This is a genomic window from Rosettibacter sp. KY25, from assembly GCF_057554405.1.
In genome coordinates this window covers 74,503-99,156 of record NZ_BAAJAO010000010.1, presented here as the reverse complement: position 1 = coordinate 99,156, position 24,654 = coordinate 74,503, and the positions used below count along the sequence as shown (strand labels likewise).

Below are 24,654 nucleotides of genomic sequence, written 5' to 3'. Positions count from 1 at the left end.
TATCTCCTAACTCTCTGGCAAAAATATAATGAGTTATATTTTATCGCAAACAATTAAAAATTATATGACAGCTTCATATTAAAATTTGCAATTTCTCTTTTGTTATAGTTTTCAGTCATAATAAATTCATACCATCCATAAAATCGAAAATAAACTTCGCTTGAAAGAATATAATTAATCTCCAAAACTGGTCCAATGCTTTGATAATCCGATAATTTATTTTTCTCCATCCCTTTTTTGAAATTATATGTAGATAAAGAAAAATATCTTAAACCTGGTCCCACACTTAAGCTGAAATAATTGAAAATAATTTTTGGCTCAACATATTGCTCACTTAAATAACGAAGTGGTTTGCTTGTAAAACTTGACCATTCAAAATCTCCTTGCTCTGATAATTTGATATAACCATTAATCATAAAAAATAAATTTTTCTTTATCATTATCGAAGAAGAATCCCGAAATATAAACTGTCTGAATGAATAACTCTTGTAATTTGGATTTAACTTTTCATAATCGAATACTGTGTAATTAGCAGAAACTTCGGCACTGTTAGAAGTAACAAAATTCCTGAATTTTATAATTCCACCTGACAACAAACGGATTATTCTTTGAACATTATTATTTGAACTCCGCTCTGAAAAAATATAGACAATTTTATTGAAACTGCCTTCTAAGTTCACAAATGTTTTAAATGATGAAGTGAATTTTTTCTCATATAAAATTCTGCCCATACTCAACAGTTCATCTCTGTCATCATAGTTATCCTGACTCGGAGTATCATATTTTAACTTTCGATGAAAAAGACTAAAAGTTAATCTGTCTTTATCAGTAATTTCCAATACTGAATTGAGAGCAAGATTTGCTGTTTGTGATATGTTATTTTTTAATGCTTCCGATTTTTCTCTTTCATTAAAAATTATTTCGCTTAATCCTTCAATTCTTCTTGGCTGATGTTTTTCTTCTCTTTCTGACAATGAAAATTTCAAAGAGATATTTAGATTATCTAATTTGTATTCAGCAGACGAAATAAAATCAAGTCGTAGTTCTTTAATCTTAGAATCAAAAGAACTGCTTGAAATATTTTTTAAGCTGATATATCTCGTGTTTCTTTCAATATTTCTTAAATAAATTCTCCCCTGCACATCAATGTTTAAGTTAGAATTTTGCGGATTAATTCTAATTCTATCTTGCAATAAATAATTGGTTTCTTCTCGACTTTGAATATTATTTACAATGTTAAATTCTGAAGAAGTTATTTCATCAGCTGTGAAATAAAAATCTTTTCTTTGATTGGCAAGATATAATGAAATAGTATTATTAAAACCTTCTTCAAATTTATTATCCAAATCAATGCTGAAATATCTCAATAAATTTTTTCGCGGAGAAACATCTTCATTCTGATATTTCAAAAAAGAATTAACATTAAAATCGCCAAGAAGAAAATTATTTAGTAATAATTCTGAACCATAAATAAATCCCTTATCTTCTTCCCCAATTTGATTATTATAAGAAACGCCGATGAATGGAGACATTTCAAAATTTTTAACTGGATTGTATTTCAAAAAAAATGAAGTGTTCATCAAAGAAGTTTTATTAATTGCAACCTGACGATTATCTGAATAAAGGTTATTTTTAATAAAAATTCCAGCAGAAAGATTTTCTGCAAAATTATACTGTCCCAATAATCTTAAGAATTGTTCATCTTTTATATTTTTCTGTGCAGCAGAAATAATTGTTGAATTAAAATTTTCGTTTAATCCAACAAAATACTTTGAGCCGTTTAAAAAGTATTTTACCTGAGTATTAAATGAATATGTATTAAGCTGTTTATCAACATTATTATTCCACATTTTAAATAAATAGCTCGAAGAAGAAAGTTCTGAACTATCTCTTTCGATTTGAGAGAAAGCTGTGATATTATAAAAAGTTAAAAGCAGAATAACCCAGATAATTAGATTATTTTTTTTTGATGACATTAAGTTCATCAATGTTCATTAAAATTAATTTGGCACATAAGTAAAAGAAAATAAATCACTGATGCTGTTTGGCACATCCTTTTGTGTAAAAGTTAATATTCTCCAGTAATAAGTATTATACGGTTCCAGATAAATATTCGAAAGATTGATTGTAATCAAGGTATCAGTTTTATCTGAGTTGAAATCATATTCATAAACATTACCATAAACGGGATTACGCTGAATGATTAATTTATAATCAGCAGGCATAGAAACAGCTCTAAACTTAAATACATCAATAGAATGTATTACAGAATTGTTAGCTGGGGAAATTAAAATTGGTTTGTTCAATATTACATCAGAAATAGAATTGGTTGGTTCACTTTTCAGTCCGCCTTTATCTACAGCAATAATTGAATATGAATATTTTTTAAGCAATTTCAATTCTTTTTTATCTATATAATAATTATTTGTTGAAGTGTCAATTAAGTTTTCGGGAATTATTTTCACAGTTGTTGCTGTATCTCGATAAATTTCATAATGGCTGATATCTTTATCAATTGATGGACTCCAGTTCAGTAAAATATATTTTTCGTCATCAATATTTCTTGCATTAATTTTTACGAACTGTGGTCTAAGAGGTTTGTAAATATTTTTTGGTTGAGCAGAAACAATTTGACTGAAATTGCTTTCGCGGTGAAATTTATCTACAGCATTAATCTTGTAATAATAGACTGAATCATAATCAAGATTTGTATCGATAAAATAATTATCTGTAGTTAATTGTATAAAAACAAAATGAAGAGTATCATTAATACTTCTGAAAATTGAATATCCATAAATATCAGGTTCATTGTTGGGCTGCCAGGATAATCCCACTTGTCCATCAAAAGCTGCATATACAATCAACCCTGCTGGAACAGCAGGCGGCAATCCATCATCAGTTGATTCAGTAATTTCATTGCGCGAACAACTTAAAAACACAAGTATTAGGAAAAACAAAAAAATGTTTTTAAAGCTTAACACTTTCTCCTCTTTCCGGTATTAAAACTGATTTAAAGCCAATTGACTGAAGATTCGACTTAAAAATTAACTGCTGTTCTTTTTCACCATGAACCAGAAAGATATTTTGCATTCTGCTTTTATCAAACTTTGAACAATAATCAACTAATTCTTTTGAATCGGCATGTGCACTGTATGAATCCATAACAATTACTTCAGCATTAAGTTTGTATTCATCTCCAAAAATTTTTATTACTTTTTCTTTATTTACAATTCTTCGACCAAGTGTATTTTCTGCCATAAAGCCGACAATTAAAATTATGTTGTTTGGATTTTCAACATTATTTGCAAGATGATGAAGTATTCTGCCAGATTCACACATCCCAGAACTTGAAATGATTATGCATGGACCACTCAAACTGTTTAATTTTTTTGATTCTTCTACTTCAGAGATGTATTTAAGTTTGTTAAAGCCGAATGGGTCTTCTTTTTTCAAAATAAATTCACTTATTTCGAAATCAAAACACTCAGTATGCATTCGATACACATTAGTTGCATTGACAGATAATGGACTGTCAACATAAACAGGAATTTCGGGAGCTCTGTTACTTTCAAATATTTTATGAAGTGAATACACAAGTTCCTGAGTTCTTCCTACGCTAAATGCAGGAATTAAAATTTTGCCTTTTTGATTATAAGCTTTTTGAATCACCTGAGCCAGGTCTTCTTCTGCATCTTTTATATCTTTATGAAATCTTCCCCCATAAGTGCTTTCACAAATAAAAAAATCTACATCAGGAATTTTTTCTGGGTCTCTCAAAATCGGCATATTTACTCTTCCTAAATCTCCAGAAAATCCAAGATTAATTATAGTTCCATTTTCATTTATTTTTAGAAATATTATTGAAGAACCAAGAATGTGTCCTGCATCAAAAAATGTAAGCAAGATACCTGGGGCAACTTCAAATTCACGATGATAATTTATTCCAACAAAATGCTTTAATGTCAGAAGTGCATCTTCCTGAGTATAAAGTGGTTCAAAAGGATTTTGTCCTTTTTTCTTTCTTTTCTTATTTACAAATTCAACATCCTTTACCTGAATATGAGCACTATCCTGAAGCATAATTGATGCAAGGTCGCGTGTAGCAAATGTAGAATAAATTTTCCCTTGAAAACCTTTTTTAATCAGTGATGGCAAATTTCCGGAATGGTCAATATGTGCATGTGAAAGAATTACAAAATCAATTTCTTTCGGGTCAAAAAATTCAAAATTCCTGTTTAGTTCAAAAGCTTCTTTTCTTTTACCCTGAAACAATCCACAGTCAAGCAAAAATTTTTTCCCATTAGCTTTAATTAAATGCATTGAACCTGTAACAGTTTGAGCTGCTCCAGTAAATTGTATTTCCATAATTATCTCCGAATAATTATTGAGGAAAATTTTTTGAAAGGAATTTTATGTTCGAATGATTTTATAATTTTTATAACCATAATAAATTTCTTTAGCTGCAGTTTTAATAACCGTTGCAGCTGGAACTGCAAGCAACATACCAATAACTCCGAGTAACTTTCCACCAATAAGAATTAATATGATTATTAATAATGGGTGCATATCTGTACTTTTCGAAAATACCCGCGGTTGAATGTAACCATTATCAATTATATAAACCAAAGCAAACATAAGAACAATTTTAGGAAGCATAGAAAAATTTCCAAGCTGAATTATTGAAATAATTATTGCAGGAATTCCACCTATTACAGGACCAAAGTAAGGTATTAAATGTCCAATACCTGCAACAAATCCAATTGATGCTGCATTATTAATACCGAGAATAGCAAGTCCAATTCCAGCCAATGTGCCTACAATTGCAGCATCAAGAATCCAGCCGCGAACAAATCTTCCAAGTTGAATTGATATTTTTTTTATTACCCAGTAAGAAACTTCGAAATATTGATTAGGCATAATATTGATAATGCCTTTTATAATTTTTTTATTATCCTTAAGCAAGAAAAAAGTAATAAATGGAACAATAACTAAAAGTGCGAGAACTGAAAAGAGGCTGTATAAAATACTGCTTACATTGTTAATCCATCCAAATAATAGATTCTGAAATTCGAGTGAGATTCTATTAATTATATTTTGTGTATTTAAGAATGGAAAAAGTTTTTTAACAAATATTTCAATGCTGCTGAAAACAGATAATAAACTTTCGGGAGTAATTATCATTGCAAGTGTATTCAATTGACTTAAAACTTTGGGAAGCAGATATGAAAAGACTAATAACAATAATGAACTGCATAAAATAAATACCAAAAGTACAGATACTAATCGATTAAAACCTTGTTTTTCAAAAAAATCTACAACAGGATTTAAAATCATTGCTATCAATAATGAGATTATCAGAACAGCGAGTATATCAGAAAAAAGAATAGATAGAAAAATTAAACACAAAAGTAATAATGAAATCCATAAATATTTACGAATATTGATTTGACCAGCTTTTTGTTTCATATCACATTTTGATTAACATAAAATTCACACAAATATAATCATACATAAATTAAAATATGAGAAAAATATCATGTCAACTAAAAAAACAGATTGAATTAACCTATATTTGTATACTAAAAAAATTAAATTAAGGAAAAATTTTATGGCAGAAATTGAATTATTAAAACAAATCCGTATTAAAGCATCTCAAAAAAAAAGAACTATAATTTTACCAGAATCACATGATGAAAGAGTATTGCGTGCAGCAGAAATTTTGACAAAAGAAAATATTGCATCAATTATTACTCTTGGCAATGAAGAAAAAATTAGAAGCGATGCAAAAAAACTTAATATCGATTTGCAGGGAATTAGAATTATTGACCCTGAAAAATCTGATAGGCTAAGTGATTTTGCCAACATCTTTTTTAACTTACGAAAACACAAAGGTGTAACAATTGAGCAAGCAAGAGAAACAGTAAAAAGAGATATTTTTTTTGCAGGAATGATGGTTCGTGAAGGGATGGCACATGGAAGTGTATCAGGCTCAATTGCAACAACAGCAGATGTTACACGCGCAGCAATTTTTTGTGTTGGATTAAAGGAAGGTATTTCAATTCTTTCAAGCTTCTTTCTTATGGTCTATCCTGATAAAGTTTACAGCTTTGCAGATTGTGCAGTAAATCCAAATCCAGATGCAAGTCAGTTAGCTGATATTGCTATTTCTACTGCTGATAATCATAAAAAATTAACAGGCGAAGAACCTTACATTGCCATGCTTTCATTTTCCACAAAAGGAAGCGCAGAACATGAAATGGTTGATAAAGTTCGTCAAGCTACAAATTTTGTAAAAGAAAGAAGACCAGATTTAAATGTTGATGGTGAACTTCAATTTGATGCTGCAATTGTAGAATCAGTTGGGAAGAAAAAAGCTCCTGGAAGTCCTGTGGCAGGAAGAGCAAATGTTCTAATTTTCCCAGATTTAAATTCTGGAAATATAGGATATAAAATTGCACAACGACTTGGTAAAGCCGAAGCAATTGGACCAATTAATCAGGGTTTGAAACACCCATTTTTCGATTTATCGCGCGGCTGCAGTGTTGATGACATTGTCAATACAGCTGCAATTGCATGCTTAATGGCTGAATAAAAAAATTATGATGTATTGACGAATGTTTAAATATTTTCATGGAACAAATCAGCTTAATTTGTGAAACTTGCAAGTAATTTAATTAAACTCTGTGGCTCTCCGTGAATTCTCCGAGTGCCTCCGCGTAACTATAAATTTACACAGAGAGCCATTGAGCTGAAATATATTGTTAATTGATATTAAAAAAGACGTCCACTAACAATATTAAATTTCTTTCGATTAAATTTTTGTTCGTCCCATCCAGTCAAGGTTTTCTAATTCGCCAAAATGTTCCTTAAATATTTTGTAGTACAACAATTCCTCTTTAGACCTTAAAAGCCAACCATTTTTTAATTTTTTTTCTTTATTAAAATCATAATCAGAAATTTTTTGATTTGCATATTCAGAAAGTAATTCACTTACACCAGCTCCTTCCCAAAATTTTGCTTTTTTTCTGTTAAACACTTCTTCAGGCAAAATGCCTTTCATCGATTGTCTCAAAATCCATTTTTCAATTCCGTTATAAATTTTATATTCAGCTGGAATTTGTAATGCAAATTCTACAACTTCTGAATCAAGAAAAGGAACATAAGCAAAAACACCAAATGCAGAAGAACATCTATCAACTCTTTGCAATGCAGTATTGTGTAATCTGTTAGTAATATCAATTAGTTCATCATCAAGATTTTCCTTAGGAATACTTTTCAAATATTCATAACCTGCAAATAATTCATCCCCTCCTTCTCCTGAAAAAACTTTATCAACATAATTTGAAGATTCCCTGCCTGCAAAAAAATTTGTAATACTTGATCTCACAAGTAATGCATCAAAAGATTCAAGATGATAAATTACTTCAGGTAAAACTTTTAACATATCTTCGAATGAAACAACAACTTCATGATGTTCAGAATTCAGATAATCAGCCATGTCTCTTGCATATTTCAGGTCAGGTGCATTTTTAATTCCTGCAGAAAATGTAAATAACCTTTTAACATTTTGTCTTGCTAAAGATGCAATAACACTTGAATCTAAGCCGCCTGATAACCAGCAACCTGCTTCATTGTTTTGAATTCTTTTTTCAACTGCAGTTTTTAATAAATTAAAAAGTTTTGCAGCGATAGAATTTAAGTCATCTTTGATTTTATCTTTTTTCTCGAGAGAATAATATTGTTCAATTTGATTATTAATTAGATTGCATCCAGGTTTAAGTTCAAGAATATTTTTTGTAAATCCAATTAGTGCTTTAACTTCTGAAGCAAAATAAAGTGTATCATCAATAAATCCATAATACAATGGAGCAATACCAAGTTTATCTCTCTTAAGGACTAATAAATTTTCTAATTCTTTTGCTTCTGCTAATCTATCGAAACCATCGCTGTCCTTAATAATTTTTTCTGACTTAAATTTCTCAATTAATTTTTCATCATCAGTTATAATTCCAAGAGTTGATTTATCAGTTGAAAATATTTCTTTGAGACATTTCCCCCGATGAGAAAGTTTTTTGAGCATTTTATTTACAGAATCAATTTTATCAGGTTTGTTAATTCCTGCAATGGCTGCCATAATATTTATTATTGTTATAAGTAATCTTTTAATCTTTCTTTTTCAGATAAAATTTTTCCTGTACTTTCATCAATAGCATACCATGCCCCATCAATTAAATTTGTTTTAATTTTACCACACAGATGAGGATTGCCGATAAAATGTGGTGTATCCAGAATTCCAATTTTTATTGCAGAAGCCAGTGTTTTAGCATCAGACCATGGATCATCGCTTAAGTTTTTACCATAATTTTTTAATGCCTGTAGCAAATATTTTGCTTCTTCTTTAAGTTCATTTTTTCTCTTTATAATTATTTCATCCTTTTCAAAATCTGGATAACCATACAAAGAATTTTGGATAACTCCATGAACTATTTTGCAGCTTTCAATTAATTCTTCTGGGTAAACAGCATGGTCTCCTTCACAATAAGCTACAACATGAAGTATATGCGGTTTGAGTGCTAAACTGATAAAAGCTGAAGCAGCAAGTTGACCTTTGGCAATATGTGGGTCAGGTGAAAAATGTGCAATTCCAGCTCTAACTTCTCGAATGATATTAAAATTATCATCTCTTAATTCTTCAATCAATTCATTCTTAGCCATCATTTTTGCAATATCCATTTGCGGAGAAGTTCCTGGTGGTGTATTAAACATGAACTGAGAAACATAATTTTTAACACCAACTTTTTTGGCATTATATGCAGCTAAGAAGGCCATAGCAACAGCAAGGGAATCGTGTGCATCTCTTAAACTCCACTGATGAGATTCATTGACTTCAACTGGAATGCTATGTTCTGCATACCATTTCATTGCTTTTTGATTTTCTTCAATAGAAATTTCAAGAGGTCTTTTTGACCTGCCATCCATCACACTATACCATGTCAAAGGAATTGCAGCCCATGCATTATGAATTGTCTCAACACTCATTTCTGCCCATTTAATTAAATCATTTGTTCCACTGTAACATCGCATCAGTGGGAAATTGCCGCATCGAGAAGCTTCGTATAAAGCAATCAAATCTTCTTTTTTTCTTACTGGAACACCTCCTGCCCCATCTAATTCTGGTTTCATAAGTTCTGGAGTAAAAAAGAACTCTTGTGCATTCTGATCAGTACCAATCGAAATTACATCTAAAACCTGAGCTTCCGAAATCTTCTTTATTCCCTCGATTGTTTCTTTCAAAGTTGGTCTTCCGAAATGGTGTCTAATTATTGGATATGGATATTTCTGCTCAATTCTTTCCAGGAGTGTTTGAGGATAAATTTCATGAATATTTTTTTTATGAATTCCTTTTAGATAAGATTTGACTTCATCAATGCTTTCTGTTCCATCAAAAATTTTTTCAAAAATATTTTTCTTTCTTGCAACTTCTGCAACCGAAGGAGTTCCGCCAAAAATAAATTTTATGTTGTTCAAAGATTTTTCATCAATTCTTTTTTTCAATTCATCAAAAAGATTTTCTGCAACTTCAGGGGTCAATCGATAACTTATCGCAACAATATTTGGAGAATATTTTTCTATTTCATTAAATAATCGTTCAAGAGGAACAGCAGACCCAAGTGAATATGTTTTATAACCTTCAAGTTCTGCAAGTCTAAGAAAATGATTTAATCCACCGATATGAACACAATTCCCAATAGCACAACCAAGAATAATTTTTTTTGATTTCATTTTTGTTCCCTTTCTAATTGTTCTCCAATTGCAAGCAATCTTAATTCTTTTAACGACATATCTTTGATATTCAGTCTTTCAACGGTTCTTCCTTCTTTCCAGTAATCTGTATTTGTTAATATAGATGCAAGATGAATAATTGCATCAATTGTTGGAGTTGAAACGCCAAATTTTTTACCTACAGAAGAAATTGGGACAAGACTTGTTGGAACATCTTCTGTTATATATCGCATATTTAATCTGTTAGGAGCTTTAATTCCACGATAACCTGGATTTGCTTTCATAGCTTCATTAAGATTTTCACCAACAGCATTATAAGCAAGATAAAGCCATTCACGGGCTGTCATTGCTCTAATTCCAAGTGATTCTGCAACTTTAACTCTTTCTTCATCAATTTTCTCAAGGACTTTAGCCACTGATGGTGTAGCTCCCTGATAATAAAATTGGAATTCTGCATCATCTTCTATCCAGCCAGCATTTAATACACACAAAGCCGGATGAAATACTGCCCCAATGTTATCAAAGCTTGTCTTGAAAATATTATCCCCAGGAACAAATTGAGGATAAGCAACACGAACTTTTTTGAGTACTTCTGGAATTAAGTGAGCACGAATTGAAGCAAGCGGTATTGAATTTTTAATTCTGAAAATATGTGCTTGCCCTGGATTAACTGCTCTCGAAGCGTAAATAAAAGTTTGAGCTTCAGCAATTATCACATCAGTTTTGACATTCAATGAATTTAGAACCTGTTTGAATTCTAATGCGCCAAAAGTTCTTCCAGGATTTAAAATTACTATTTGACCATCTTTTAAGAATGGAGCTGAAATTTCTGCAATATAACGATGTGCAGTTGCTGGAACTACTACCATAATAATATCGACATCATCAATTGCTTCTGCAATATTTGTTGTTGCTGTATTCAATATCCCAAAGCCTTCGAGACCAAAATCGCTTTCAATTCTAATTCCCCCTGTAGAATGAATAGCCCAGAGCCTTTCTTCAGAGCGGTTATAAAGATTCACATGAAATCCCATCAAAGCTAAATGGCCTGCCATAGCTAAACCGCCATGCCCCGCACCAATTACTGCAAATTTTGGTTTGTAATCTGCATTTCCCATAAAGCCTCCTTCTATTTTTTGCGGGTAAAAGAATAATCGAATCTGCATGATTGAACAATGAGTGAGTATTAAGATGAATTATGAGTATAAACTTCTATTATAATCAGTTTTCTTTTTTGTTAATAATAAAATTTTCACCCAATGGCTAATTAGCAATATCTGAAATATTTTATTTCTAATTACTTAATTACTTTTCACCATAAATTGTAATACTTATAATTCCAGAGCTGCTATTTAAGAATTGAAGAAATTCTTCTTCTGATAAAAATTTTTTTAAGAGTGATTCGGGGAGTGAAATTTTCTTTTCTCTTTTTATAACAATGTTCTTAAAATTTTTTTCTAAAATTATTTTTAAATATTCATCTTTTTGCAAAGCCCCTGCAACGCAGCCTACATACAACTCAGCAGATTTTTTTAATTCTGCTGGTAATTCACCTTCAACAACTATATCTGATAAACAGAAATGACCGGATTTTTTTAGCACACGATAGATTTCTGAAAATGCTTTTTTCTTATCAGGAACAAGATTCAATACACAATTACTTATTACTACATCTATGGTTTCATTCTCAACCGGAAGATTTTCAATTTCACCAAGTCTAAATTCAACATTTTGAAAACCTAATTTTTCTTTGTTGAAATTTGCTTTTTGAATCATTTCTTTTGTCATATCGATGCCGATAACTTTGCCAGTTTCCCCAACAAAATTTCGAGCAATAAAAACATCGTTGCCTGCACCACAACCTAAATCAAGAACAACATCCCCCATTTTTATATTTGCAAATTCTGTTGGTATGCCGCAACCTAATCCTAAATCAGCTTCCTGAACATAACCTTCGATATTTTTGTACTCATCTCCAATCATTGAATATTGAATGTCTGAACCGCAACAAGAAGATTTTGGTCCACAGCATCCTTGATTTGTTGATTTTGCAATTTGGCTATATTTCTCCTGAACTATTTTTTTAATATTATCTTCCATAAAATTAACTTTCTCTTCTTTTAATAATTTCAAAAAGCAGAACACCTGCAGCAACCGAAACATTCAATGAATTAATTTTTCCCATCAGAGGAATTTTTACAAGGAAATCACAATTATCTGCAACAAGTTTGTGTATCCCTTTTTCTTCATTACCAACGACAAGTGCTATCGGCAGTTTGTAATCTAATTCTGTGTAATTTTTTGATTTATCTGATAAATATGAACCTACAATCCAGAAACCTTCGTCTTTAAGAATTTGAATTGCACGATTGAGATTGTTTACTTTAGAAATTTTTACATGAGAAAGAGCGCCAGCAGAAGATTTTTCTACTGTTTCATTAATTGGGGCAGTATTATTTGTTGTTATAATTATTCCATCAACACCAGCACATTCTGCGGTTCTAATAAGTGCCCCAAGATTATGAGTATCCTGAATAGAATCAAGAAGAAGCAACAATGGATATTTTGATTTTTTTGATTGTTCGATTAATTCATCAAGTTCATAGAATTTATAATTTCTTATTATTGCTGCAACTCCTTGAGTGTTCTGTCCCTGAAAAAGTTTTTCAAATTTTTCTTTTGATAGCTGAGTTATTTTAATACCGTGGCTTTTTGCTGCAGCAAAAATTTGATTGATAATTTCACCATGCTGTCCATAAGCAAGATAAATTACTTCAATATCAATATCAGAATTAATTGCCTCAAGAACCGGCTTGCGACCAAATATTTTTTTCAATTATAACTCCAATTAAAAAGATTCGGGGAAAGTGAATTCTTCTTTTGCTACTTCAAATTTACAAAAGAATCGGTTGTTTTTCTTTTTAGGAATGAATTCTTTAATTAACTTAATTTCTTTATTGAAGATATTAAAATGAAACTCTGCAGAATTGATTGCCCCATCTTGTTTTACAACATTAATTGTGTAATCTCCTGTTAAAGTATCGAGAAGAATTTCTTTTCTCGCTGGTGCAATTTGAGGAACAATATCCATTCTCACTATTAAACCAGTAATTACAAAGTAAAGAACATTTTTTTCATGAATTGTTTCGACAGAAATTTCATAAGTAAAATTTGTAAATTCTACATTAGTTTCAATCAGAAAAGCTGTGAATTGTTTTTTAAGTTTTTGGTCATACTTAAAATATGCTTTGCAAATAAATTCGAGTTTATCTGGTTTTTTCAGAGGAACAGACGCAATAATAGCCTCAGGTTTTTTCTTCCTTGTCTTAGGAATTTTAGGAATCTCTTTTAGTTTTCTTAGAGGCAATTATTTCTCCTTTAGAATAGATAATAATTTATTTATATCATCAATAGGAATATTGACTTGTTCACCATTTGACATATTCTTCAATACAAGAAAACCATTTTGATATTCTTCACCGCCTGCAATCAATGTAAATCGTGAATTTAATTTATTTGCCTCGCGCATTTGAGCTTTCAAACTTCTTTCGAGATAATCTAATTCAACTGTTAAATTTGATTCTCTTAATTTAACTGCAAGATTGAAAGCAAATTCAGAAAGATTTTTTTCAATTGTAACAATATATAAATCTATTGTTTCTTCATTGGCATTCAAGGTTTTTTCATTTTCACAAGCAAGCAAAATTCTTTCAATACCTGCAGCAAAACCAACTCCGGGCAAATCTGGTCCTTCGAGTTCTTTTGAAAGTCCATTATATCTTCCACCGCCGCAAAGTGCACTTTGAGCCCCAACACTTGAACTTATAATTTCAAATGTAGTATGAGTGTAATAATCAAGTCCGCGAACCAACTTTGCATCTATTTCGAATGGAACATTAGCATTAAGAAGAGCTCTTTTAACTTTTTCAAAATGTTCAAGACTTTCATCATCGAGATATTCAATCAACAATGGAGCATTAGCCATAATTTTCTGGTCTTGTTCTTCTTTGCTGTCAAAAATTCTTAAAATGTTTGTTTCAAATCTTTTCTTGCTGTCGTTCGATAATTCATTAAAATAATTGCTGAGATAATCTTTTAATATTTTTTTATAATTTTCTCTCGACTGCGGAATGCCAAGTGAATTTATTTTTACACTTAGATTTTTTAATCCAAGTTTTTTCAAAATATTGAATGCAATAATTATCATCTCTGCATCGAGCAAAGGATTGTTGCTTCCAATAGCTTCTGCTCCAAATTGATGAAACTGACGCAATCTTCCTGCTTGAGGTCTTTCCTGTCGAAACATTGGAGATATGTAAAAAAATTTGTTCAGACTTTGCTTTTTGAAAAGTGAATGTTCAATCAATGCACGAACAACCGAAGCAGTCATTTCTGGCTTAAGAGTTATGCTCGTTCCGCTTCTATCAAGAAAAGTATACATTTCTTTACTAACAATATCTGTTGCTTCGCCAATTCCTCTTGCAAAAAGTTTTGTCTCTTCAAAAATTGGTGTGCGAATTTCTTTGTAATTATATTTTGCAAAAGTTGCTATTACAATCTCTTCTAAGTATCTCCATTTATAAATTTCTTCAGGAAGAATATCTTTTGTTCCGGTTATAGCTTTAATCATCAGGCAGGATTCCAAGTTATTAACTTATTTCAAAATATTGTTTTTCTTCATTGTCGAAGAGTTCATAAATTTCATCAGCTGTTTGAGCTTTAGCAAGGCTTTCTCTGAATTCATCTCTATTCATCATTCTTGATATACGACTCAAAAGTTTAATATGCGGACCAACAAGATTTTCTCTTCCTACAAGAAGAAAAATTAAATTAACTGGCTGACCATCAAGCGCTTGGAAATCAACTGGTTCGTCAAGTTTTCCAAATGCAGCAATTATATCATTAACACTGTTAGATTTTGCATGTGGAATTGCAAAACCTTTTCCTACACCAGTTGACATTATTTTTTCTCTTTCAATTACAGATTGACGCATACCTTCTAAATCTATCACACGTTCGTCATCTTTAAATAAATCAACAAGTTCATTAATTAAATCAAATTTTGTTTTCCCTTTCATCGAAGGAATAATTTTATCCTTTTTAAGAATATCACATATCTTCATGATTCTACCATTTATTGATTTTTCAAATGCAAATTTAAGAAAGGGTATCCCCTTAAGCAATTAAATTAAAATTCTTATTTTCTTGCAGTGCGCTCTCACAAAGAGTAATTTTCACTACAAAAAAAAAGTAAATGGAGTTTTTATGGACATTCAAAACAAAATTGTTTTGGTTTTAGGTGGATGGGGATTAGTAGGCAATGCTGTAATTCGAAAACTTATCCCCGAAAAACCCAAACAAATAATTGTAACATCTCTCAAAAAAGAGGAAGCTGAAGAAGAAGTAGAAAAACTAAAGAAAGAATTTCCAAATCTGCCCGATAATTTTTTAATCCCATGGTGGGGAAATATTTTCGTTCGATATGATTACAAAGACAGCGACAGAATGGAATTACTTGATAATCCTGTGTCAAGAAAAATTATAATGCAAGATATTATGGAAGAATTGAATGATGAGATTTTACAGAGTTCATCAATTTATCATCTTCTTATGGAATTCAAACCAGAGATAATTATTGATTGCGTCAACTCTGCCACTGGAATAGCATATCAGGATGTTTATTCACGTTATTACAGAATCAAAAAACTGCTCGAACAAAAACCATCTGCAGAAATTTTAGCAGAAGAAACAGAAAAAATATTTTGCACGGAATATGTCCCTCAATTAATTCGACATGTTCAAATACTTTACAATTCAATGAACAAAGCAGGGACAAAAATTTATATTAAAATTGGAACTAGCGGAACTGGAGGAATGGGATTAAACATTCCATACACACACAGCGAAGAAAAACCTTCTCGTGTTCTATTGAGTAAATCTGCAGTTGCAGGAGCTCATACTTTGCTTCTTTTCTTAATGGGAAGAACTCCAGAAGGACCAATCACAAAAGAAATTAAACCAACAGCTGCAATTGCATGGAAAAGAATTGATTATGGTGAAATCAAAAAAAGAGGTAAACCAATTGAACTTCTCGATATTTCTATGGACGAAGCTATTCCTCTAAATGGTAAATTAAAATTAACTGAAGACAAAAAATTTAGAACTACAGGTGATTATCTTAAATCTGTTTTCATAGATACAGGTGAAAATGGAACATTTTCTTTGGGAGAATTCGAATCAATTACAACACAGGGACAAATGGAATACGTAACACCTGAAGAAATTGCTGACGATGTGATTTATGAAATTAAAGGTGGAAATACAGGTCACGATATCATTAATGCACTCGACCATGCAACTTTAGAACCAACATATAGAGCTGGATTCATGCAGCATTCTGCTATTGAAAAATTAAAAGAGCTTGAAAGAATTCACAATGTAAACAGTGTTGCATTCGAATTGCTTGGACCACCTCGTTTATCAAAACTTCTTCATGAAATTAATTTATTAAGATTAATCTGTGGCACAATGAAAAAAATTCTTGAAGAAACTCCTGAAAGTTTATCACAAAAATCATATGAATACTTAAAGCAGAATTCAAAATTGAGAAATGAAATTTTATCAATAGGGATACCAATTTTAATGCCTGATGGAAAATCAATTTTAAGAGGAAATGAAATTAAAATTCCGCCTTATCGTGGAGAAAATGAACTTGAAATTACTCCAGAGAAAATTGATTTATGGGCTCATGATGGTTGGGTTGATTTAAGAAAAGAAAGCATGCAATTGTGGCAGCTCAGGATTAAAAAAATAATGGAAGAAGCTGAATCAATTCCGCCGGATGATACAAGTTCAATGTTCGTTAGAACAAAAAAATACTGGAATAATTTCGAACAAATTGATATTGGAAAAGTTGTTGGCTGGATTTTCAGCAAAGAAGAAAAGGGTGAAAGAATGAAAGCTTAATTGCTTCAGCTGAATATTTTTGTAATAATAAAAAAGGCGGCTCAAGTGAGCCGTCTTAAATTTAAAACTGAGTTTATAAAAAATATTTTTAATCTCATCACTTTATTTTACCAAAATCATTTTATTGACCAATAAATTATTTCCTGTCTGCAATGTGTAAAAATATATTCCGCTTGAAAGTTTTGATGCATTGAATTCGATTTTATATCTGCCCGGTTCTTTAACTTCATCAATCAATGTTGAAATTTTTCTTCCAAGTATATCATAAACACTTATTGAGACTTTACTTAAAACTGGTATCTGATAATTTATAATTGTAGTAGCATTAAATGGATTAGGATAGTTTGAAATAGAAAATTTTTCGGGCAAAATATTATTTTCTTTCAAATCTGTTTTTATCCCAGCCGTAATAATTTCAGGAATTTTTTCAGGTTCATCTAAAAAATATTTATATGGAACTTCTAATCTGCATCCTTCAACAGCATAAATATTGCTGCTTATTAAATAATTGTTCAATAAAAATCCTGCACCTGGGATTGAACTGTAATCTGAAAAAACAGCTTTACCTACATTTTCGAAGTAATTATTTTCTACTCTAACACAAGCTCCCATTCTTGTATTGACTGCAGTATTACAATTTTTATAATAATTATTAAAAATGTGTGCTTTACCAAATCGTATGCTGGGCAATCTTGATTCACAGTTATAAAAATAGTTATGATGAAAAGTGACACGAATTACAGTATCCGCAAATTGTTCATCTCCGGAACTTATTAAAATTGATTTATAATGGTCATGGAAAGAAGACCATGAAATAGTTATAAATGAAGATTCATTTTTAATATCAAGTAAACCATCGTAATAATCTGTTCCATGTTCTCTGTCTGAGAAAAATTCACAATGGTCAATCCATATATTTTTTGATTTGCCGTTAATTTCAATTGCATCTTGAGGGGTTACATGAGAAATTGTAATATTTTTAATGATTACATTTCGTGCATTATTAATTGAAAGTTCAATCCCTTTTAAGTATGCAACATTTCCAACTCCCAACAAAGTTTTATCTGATTTTACAGTTATAACATCATTGCCTTCAATTTTGCCGGAAAATTTTATTACATATGGTTTATCGCTGCCAAGATAAAATTTAAGTTCTTCGAGTGAATTTGCTAAAACAGTATCACCAAGTGCACCACCAATAACAGTGTACCGAGTTCCTTTATCATCTTGAACTGTAGCATATCCAATTAAATTAGTATCAGCTTTTGTTCCTAAAGGTAAAAATCTTGCAATAGCATTAACATTCCTTTTTATAGCAAAAGTAAAAATTGAATCTGAGCTTGTTTCTTCGCCTGTCCAGCTTTCAAAGAAATAACCTGCTTTTGGATGAGCTTTTAATGTAATTAAAGTTCCTTCATCATAATAATTTTGAACAGGGAAATATTCTACAATTCCCCAATCTTCATTATTACTTTTGACTGTTAAAGTATAAGAAGGTGTGCATTGCGCAGCTTCTACACCATCACCAATCACTTTGAAATAATCATAATTGCCCAAACCATTTGGTGAATAAGCTTCAATTCTAATTTTATGATAGCCTTTTGTTAAAAAGACCCGCGCAGGATTTGATTCAGTCCATGAATCCCATTTATCACCAGTTCTTGGGAAATAAATCGTATCGATAGCAACATTTCCATCAATCAATAATTTTGCATTGCGTTCCTGTGTGCTACCGCTTACGGCATATCTCCATACAAATGAAAAATATCCAGAATTAATAACATTAATTTCCCAGCTTATGCTTTTACCAACTCCTAAATCTGTATCGGCATAACCTTTACCTGTGTAGCCAGCAACACTTGTTGCTATTGTTCCATCAACAGAACAAAAGCCTAATTCATTTTCCTGAATTATAATTTCCTGTTGAGCAAGTAATAATGTATTTAATATCAAAAACAATGTTAATATATTCTGTTTCATATTTTTTACTATAAAAATTTCTGTGTAAATCCAATTAATCTGTGTAATCTGTGTTCTTCCTTTTACAGCATAAATTTATTTCAAATATACTGCTTTAATAATTTTCGATTTATTATCATAATCTATCTTAACAAAATAGACTCCAGAATTTAAGTTTATTTCAGAAGCATTCCAGTTTATTGAGTATGTTCCTTCTGTTAAAAAAGAATTTAATAATTCATCTACCTGCTTTCCTGTTAAATCATATACTCTAATTCTTACATTATTGCTTTTAGGAATATAAAATTTTATTGCTGTTGAAGGATTAAATGGATTAGGAAAATTTTGATAAAGTTGAAAATCTTTTTTTACAAATTCTGATTCAACAGAATTAATTATATAACTACTTTCAAATGCTCCCAAATCTGGTGCAGTTCCATTAAAAAGTAATCCAACATCTACACCTGCATCAATAAACTGACTGTTCGAACTAAGATGCATAAATTTAATGTCGGGTAAGCTTCCATCCTCTTTTCTTGGACCAAAAGCTTCTGTGGGGTCAAGACTAATAAAGTCATTTTCTGAAATCTGGAAAGGACTTAACCAGCTGTTCTTCTCCTGAATTGCAAAACTTCCAAGTTCAACAGAGCCATTTAGTGAAATACAATTTTTTACAATTAAATTTTGTCCAGCATTCAACTGACGTGTGATTCGATAATTTGCACTTTTATTTCCAAAAGCTGTACAGTTTAATAAAGTCATTGAGCCAGCATTATTGTTCTGGTCAAATCCTTTTACCTTGTTATTAAATGCAAGACAATTTTTAAGTATAAAATGATGCATCAAGTTTAGACTATTGCTGTTATCGCCTCCGCCCATTTTGAAGCCATTTCCATTTCCTTTACTTGTGCTTCCATCTTTACGATATCCGTTATTAAATGTCCAGCAATTCTCAAGAATTGTAGTAATATTATTTGCCCCTCTTAAATAGCCATCCCAGCCGTCATCAGAATTTTGCCATGCTCTGCAGCCATAAAAATAATTATTATTTCCAACAGTTAATTTTGGTGCAAATCCATCAGCATCTCCTTCATCATCTGGGTCAAGATTATAATATGAATCGCAATTAATAATTTTATTATTTGAAGCACCATTACTCAACTGCAAGCCTGAATCTTTGTTTTCATAAAAAGAACAAAATTCAATAATATTGTAAGAACCGCCATTAATTTCCATTCCATTATCACCTGCACCTTTTACATCAAAACCCTTAATATGCCAGTAATTTGCTCTTAAACTTATACCTCTGTTGCTTCCGCTGAAACTCATTGAAGAAAAATCAAGAACGGGTCTTTCGTTTTTATAAGCAAATAAATAGTACATTTTTTCGGCTGTGCCAGATTTTGAAGAACCAATACTAATAGTTGAAGAAAGAGAATAAATTCCACCACGAACATAGATTGTATCACCGGGTTGAGCAATACTAATAGCCTTAGTTATTGTTTTATACGGTTGAGTAAAAGTCCCTGGATTATTATCATCACCATTAACTGCTACATAAATTTGAGCATTAATATTTGATATAAAAAATGATGAAAGAAAAATTATTTTCAAAAAATTCAGATAATGTTTCATTGTTCTCCCAATTCATGATTAAATAAAAAATAGACCAGCTTCTGTCAAAGTAATTAACAAAAGCTGGTCGTAAGAAATTTTAAGTAGGAAATTATTTAGCAAGAATCATCTTTTTTACGCCGACATAATTTTCTGTTTCAAGTTTATAGAAGTAAACACCGGAAGTAAGATTGGAAGCATCGAGAAGAACTGAATGATAACCTGCATCCATTTCTCTTGAAATTAATGTGGCTACTTTTTCTCCTAATGAATTATAAACCGACAAGTTCACATAACTAGATTTAGGAATTGTAAATGAAATTGTTGTAGCTGGATTAAATGGGTTCGGATAATTTTGTTCTAATTTAAATTCAACTGGTAGATTGCTTTCTTCGTCAACAGAAACTGCTGTTTCAGTTTTTCCAATTACTTCAACATAATTCAAACAGAAGTATTTTGTTGTTCCACCAGTTGTAGAATACCATGGATAAATTCTCATTATGAATGACTGACCATCAAGAATTTTTTCCCCAATCTTATGAACACGAACATAAGCAGCACTATCTCGAATGTCATTAAGAGGAGCGGAAGTTGTATCAATTATTTTCTTATTTGCAAATGATGGGTCTCTATCCCAATAAACATTAGCATGCATATAAGCACGAGTTCCATACGAGCCCATTCCATATTTAACAGTATCTACAATTAAATTATTACCGGGTTTCGGTGATACCTTAAATTCTACATACTTATCCCAAGCAGGAGCTGTTTCATTGGGCCATTCAGCACCATCTTTATACCATAGTCTTATAGCAGGGCCAAAACTTGAGCCATTAAAATCACGAACTGTTAAACCTCCCTGAAGACTAACATCAGTGGCTGTAACCTCACCTTTTAAAGTTGTGACTGATAAGTCTACCGTAAGCTCCCACATAACATATGCACGTTGTGCAAATAAATTTTGTATAAACAATAAACTTATAAAAAGTAGAATAGTTATGAGCTTTTTCATATTTCCTCCTATTTGTTAAATGTTATTTCTGATTTTTCATTTCTATTAAAAAGCTACACTTAAAGAAAATCTATTTACACCATCAAAATACTCAGTTGCTGAATACGAATAATTGATATCGAACTTAATTCCTCCAATTGATTGAGTAATGCCAAGACCACCGGACCAGCTAAAGATATCATGATTACTTTCATATCCAGCGCGCAATGAAATCATGTTCATGTAAGTATATTCAACTCCTGCATTTACTCTATCTGTATAATTATTTGGATGTAAAAATTCTGTTGATACAAGAATTGAATGGTCTTGAGAGATATTCTTGTTAATTAAATCCATAATATTCATTCCAAGTCCAACTGCAAATGTAATTGGAAGAGGAGAACTAAAGCTTTGATATCTAACAAAAGTCGAAAAATTTCGCATTGACATTCCTAATCTTAAAGATTCAATACCTGGGAAATATTTAATTCCCATATCAAATACCCACTTATTTGCGTTATTATCACTAACATTCCCTGCAGCATCAACAAACTGACCTAATTGTTGACCAACATATTTTGCAGTTCCGCCAATTGAAAATTTTGGACTTATTTGTTTTACATAAGTCAATCCAAATGCATAAGCTCCAACATTTTTTACATCACCTGTAAGGATATAGTTATCTGGACTTGTGCTTGCAGCATCAACGAGTGCAGTTCCTCTAATTGTTCCATAATCAACTATTAAAAAACTTAAAGCTACAGAACCATAACTTTCACCATTCCAAGCAACAGCACCAGCAAGATATTTTATATCAGCAAACCATTGAGTTGATGATACAAAAGCCTGATATTTTGAATCCATTTCGGTTAAACCAGCTGGATTTGAAAAAACACTTTCAACACCTTTGCTCAAAGCCGTATAAGAATTTCCAATGCCAGCTGCTTTAGGAGATACTGCAATTTGCAAAAAGTTCATAGTAGTTTGACCTGTCTGCTTCAGGTTAACACCACCCTGTCCAGTAGTTTTCATATCAACTTGAGCTTTGATACTCAAGCTGATGAAAGAAATTAGTACTAAGATTTTTATTAAACTTTTCATTAATAAATTCTCCTCTTTTATTAACGAACTACAACAAGTTTCTGATACGATACATTTCCATCTGGCGTTTGAAATACAACAATGTAAACACCACTGGCAATAGTTTGACCACGTTCATTTGTCATATTCCATTTATCAAATCCACTGTCCTGATTATGCTCAATAGTTTTAACAAGGTCTCCTGTTTCAGTAAATATTTTAATTGTAACTGTTTTTGGTAATTCATAAAAAGATATCTGCATGTTAGAAGGATTAGTCCATCCATAGCCTCGTATCTTCGGATCATTGTAATTATATGGATTTGGAACTATAACAATTTTATCAAGCTCATTACCAAGTCGTGCTTCTCCTTTAACTGGTGTATTGTTATAGAAATAAACTCTGCCACTGTAAATTGTTTTACCTCTTTCAGTAGGATGAGCATTTGGGTCATTAGGAGAAATTTTTGCTGCTGCCTGAACATAGTAGAAGAGATTAGCCCCTACACGAATTTGTGTATCTGTAAATGAATGAACAGCTTTTTTATCCGTTGCGTTTGATCTGTAAACTTCCTGATAGTAAGTAGTATCTCTGTCGGATACTTTTTTCATTATTCTGTAACCATCAAAACTGCTTAAAGCTTCTGCTTGTGGATCAGACCACTCAATTGTCACACCTGAACTTGTACCCGTGATCGATACATAAGTTGGTGGAGGTGGAGTCATTGGTGCATTATAATTATGCAAGAAATTATATTTAGCTCTACTTACTGTTTTATGAACTGAATCTATTCCTGTGCTAAACCATCTATCTTTTTTCTTATCTGTTTCTGTTGCACCTGCTGGAAAAACAAAATTACTTGGGAAATACCCTGTAACAGGATTTGGTAAATTTGGAGGGTCTTCTAATGTATTTGTTTGATTCTTTGTATCATTTAACCATTTCTTCCCAACTTCAACTGCTTTCTCTCTGCTAATTCCTGCAATACCTGTTACTTTTACAATTCTAATTTTTTGTCCAGGTGCGAATGTATAAGGTCCATAACATTTAATCATGCTTTCAAAAGTATTTGCTTGAGCACTTATACCTGTTTCACCTCCAGGAGCTTCTTTACCAAGTTCATCCAGATTTTTTCTATGATGACCTGGTCTAACATCTGGACCTGTCATATCTTCACTCTGTAACAATGTTCCATTAATTAAATTATAATAAGAAGCTCCATCAACAACTGGATCATAAGTAGGAGTAAACAATGGTAAGTTGAGATTATTCTGCATATTAGCTACACTTGTAACCATTGGTTGATTCATGTCATCCTGGTCATTGGGGTCAATAGGTCCAGTATAATTTGGTGTTGGATAATATGGTTGTTTTGATGCATGAATTGTTGCCATGAAAGTAAAATCTTTATCTAACAATCTTCCTCCTTGTTGAGTAAGAGGTTGACCTATTCTATCACCTTGAACTTCTGGGTCATCAGATGAATAGCAATAATATACACGCAATGAATCTGTTACTTTAGCTCCATAATAATGATACCATTTTCTTGGTGAATTATTATTTGCATATTGGTCTATTGTAGCAATAGCAGGATTTGTTCCATCTGCTCTTTGCAATTGATACTCACCATCATGAAGAAAGATATAAAAATTGGTAAATGTAATATTTGTATCGTTAGAAAAAGTATAATCAATTACAACATAATTATCATGATATTGCTGAGACCAAGCTAATACTTTTTTCTCAACAGTAACTCCGCAAGAATATTTATTAGTTACTGTTACAGTTTGGTCACTTGTCCCAATACATTTTGAAGGGTCAATAATAACATTACCAAGGTCATTTTGTGGAGGAGTTGTAGTAGAACCTTGAGAAGCAATAGTATAAGTTGGATTTGCATAACGTGCATAATTTTTAAGTGGAACTACAATCTTACCATTAGGTTGGTCTTTACCAATAGGGGAAAATACAGCAGGTTTTCCGTTCCAGTTATCTGTTGCTATAGCAGCAAATCCACCAAAATATCCTTCAGTTCCCTGAAAGCGGCAGCCATAAGCGCTATAATCTGCAAACAGATTTAGATTAGATGAGCCGTAAGTAATTCCTTTGTTACCTCCATTTGCAGCTACAGCACCCCAGATTCTGTTTACACGCACCAAAGCATCGGTTTGTGAATAAACATAATTTGTAAATAATAAACTGATAAGGAATATTATAATCATCCTTTTAGTAATAATTATATTATTCATTTTCACTCCCAA

Annotated in this window: 19 protein-coding genes; 2 read left to right on the top strand and 17 right to left on the bottom strand. The window is 31.4% G+C overall.

The genetic code is table 11. The features are described 5' to 3' along the window. Positions 1-53 precede the first annotated feature (53 nt). Genes AC27L2_RS07960 through AC27L2_RS07945 form a run of 4 tightly spaced genes read right to left on the bottom strand, consistent with a single transcriptional unit; the run spans position 54 to position 5,466 of the window. A complete protein-coding gene (locus AC27L2_RS07960; protein ID WP_487211212.1) occupies positions 54-1,976 on the bottom strand; it encodes a hypothetical protein in 1,923 nt (640 codons plus the stop codon). 24 nt (positions 1,977-2,000) lie between these two features. After that, positions 2,001-2,981 carry a fibronectin type III domain-containing protein gene (locus tag AC27L2_RS07955; RefSeq protein ID WP_487211210.1) on the bottom strand — a complete coding sequence of 327 codons (981 nt, stop codon included), beginning with the start codon at positions 2,979-2,981 and terminating at the stop codon, positions 2,001-2,003. Then, positions 2,968-4,365 carry an MBL fold metallo-hydrolase RNA specificity domain-containing protein gene (locus AC27L2_RS07950; protein WP_487211209.1) on the bottom strand — a complete coding sequence of 466 codons (1,398 nt, stop codon included), beginning with the start codon at positions 4,363-4,365 and terminating at the stop codon, positions 2,968-2,970. Before AC27L2_RS07950 ends, AC27L2_RS07955 begins: the two co-directional genes overlap by 14 nt. 45 nt (positions 4,366-4,410) lie before the next feature. Then, entirely contained in the window at positions 4,411-5,466 is a 1,056-nt protein-coding gene (locus AC27L2_RS07945; protein ID WP_487211208.1) for an AI-2E family transporter, read from the bottom strand. 142 nt (positions 5,467-5,608) lie between these two features. Here AC27L2_RS07945 and pta point away from each other — a divergent pair, with 142 nt between their 5' ends. After that, positions 5,609-6,592 carry a phosphate acetyltransferase gene (gene pta, locus AC27L2_RS07940; RefSeq protein ID WP_487211207.1) on the top strand — a complete coding sequence of 328 codons (984 nt, stop codon included), beginning with the start codon at positions 5,609-5,611 and terminating at the stop codon, positions 6,590-6,592. Positions 6,593-6,811: 219 nt separating this feature from the next. Here pta and AC27L2_RS07935 read toward each other — a convergent pair whose 3' ends face one another. The 8 genes from AC27L2_RS07935 to AC27L2_RS07900 form a co-directional block, all read right to left on the bottom strand. Further along, the gene (locus AC27L2_RS07935; protein WP_487211206.1) at positions 6,812-8,134 is read right to left on the bottom strand and encodes an asparagine synthase-related protein; all 1,323 of its coding nucleotides are present in this window, start codon (positions 8,132-8,134) and stop codon (positions 6,812-6,814) included. A gap of 14 nt (positions 8,135-8,148) precedes the next feature. Next, the gene (locus tag AC27L2_RS07930) at positions 8,149-9,783 is read right to left on the bottom strand and encodes a methionine synthase (protein WP_487211205.1); all 1,635 of its coding nucleotides are present in this window, start codon (positions 9,781-9,783) and stop codon (positions 8,149-8,151) included. Then, a complete protein-coding gene (locus AC27L2_RS07925; RefSeq protein ID WP_487211204.1) occupies positions 9,780-10,901 on the bottom strand; it encodes an NAD/NADP octopine/nopaline dehydrogenase family protein in 1,122 nt (373 codons plus the stop codon). The genes AC27L2_RS07930 and AC27L2_RS07925 overlap by 4 nt, the downstream gene beginning before the upstream one ends. A 187-nt stretch (positions 10,902-11,088) precedes the next feature. Further along, the gene (gene arsM / locus AC27L2_RS07920; protein WP_487211203.1) at positions 11,089-11,916 is read right to left on the bottom strand and encodes an arsenite methyltransferase; all 828 of its coding nucleotides are present in this window, start codon (positions 11,914-11,916) and stop codon (positions 11,089-11,091) included. Then, positions 11,888-12,619 (bottom strand): 23S rRNA (guanosine(2251)-2'-O)-methyltransferase RlmB, encoded by a 732-nt coding sequence (gene rlmB / locus AC27L2_RS07915; RefSeq protein WP_487211202.1) that lies wholly within the window; start codon positions 12,617-12,619, stop codon positions 11,888-11,890. Before rlmB ends, arsM begins: the two co-directional genes overlap by 29 nt. A 12-nt stretch (positions 12,620-12,631) precedes the next feature. Then, positions 12,632-13,150, bottom strand: coding sequence for a hypothetical protein (locus tag AC27L2_RS07910; protein WP_487211201.1), 519 nt, complete (start codon positions 13,148-13,150; stop codon positions 12,632-12,634). Next, positions 13,151-14,413: a histidine--tRNA ligase gene (gene hisS / locus AC27L2_RS07905; RefSeq protein WP_487211200.1), complete on the bottom strand. Its 1,263-nt coding sequence runs from the start codon at positions 14,411-14,413 to the stop codon at positions 13,151-13,153. It lies immediately after the preceding gene. A gap of 19 nt (positions 14,414-14,432) precedes the next feature. After that, positions 14,433-14,906, bottom strand: coding sequence for a PTS sugar transporter subunit IIA (locus AC27L2_RS07900; protein ID WP_487211199.1), 474 nt, complete (start codon positions 14,904-14,906; stop codon positions 14,433-14,435). Between the two features lie 142 nt (positions 14,907-15,048). On the opposite strand from AC27L2_RS07900, the gene AC27L2_RS07895 reads away from it, so the two are divergent. After that, on the top strand, positions 15,049-16,749 hold the full coding sequence (locus AC27L2_RS07895) for a short-chain dehydrogenase (RefSeq protein ID WP_487211198.1): 1,701 nt from the start codon (positions 15,049-15,051) through the stop codon (positions 16,747-16,749). 102 nt (positions 16,750-16,851) lie between these two features. Here AC27L2_RS07895 and AC27L2_RS07890 read toward each other — a convergent pair whose 3' ends face one another. The 5 genes from AC27L2_RS07890 to AC27L2_RS07870 form a co-directional block, all read right to left on the bottom strand. Continuing rightward, positions 16,852-18,729: a pectate lyase family protein gene (locus AC27L2_RS07890; RefSeq protein WP_487211197.1), complete on the bottom strand. Its 1,878-nt coding sequence runs from the start codon at positions 18,727-18,729 to the stop codon at positions 16,852-16,854. 75 nt (positions 18,730-18,804) lie between these two features. After that, a complete protein-coding gene (locus AC27L2_RS07885; protein WP_487211195.1) occupies positions 18,805-20,343 on the bottom strand; it encodes a right-handed parallel beta-helix repeat-containing protein in 1,539 nt (512 codons plus the stop codon). A 91-nt stretch (positions 20,344-20,434) separates the two neighbouring features. Next, the gene (locus AC27L2_RS07880) at positions 20,435-21,334 is read right to left on the bottom strand and encodes a T9SS type A sorting domain-containing protein (protein ID WP_487211194.1); all 900 of its coding nucleotides are present in this window, start codon (positions 21,332-21,334) and stop codon (positions 20,435-20,437) included. A gap of 45 nt (positions 21,335-21,379) precedes the next feature. After that, positions 21,380-22,414, bottom strand: a complete 1,035-nt coding sequence (locus AC27L2_RS07875; protein WP_487211193.1) for a PorV/PorQ family protein — start codon at positions 22,412-22,414, stop codon at positions 21,380-21,382. Between the two features lie 20 nt (positions 22,415-22,434). Next, entirely contained in the window at positions 22,435-24,642 is a 2,208-nt protein-coding gene (locus AC27L2_RS07870; RefSeq protein ID WP_487211192.1) for a T9SS type A sorting domain-containing protein, read from the bottom strand. Positions 24,643-24,654 lie beyond the last annotated feature (12 nt).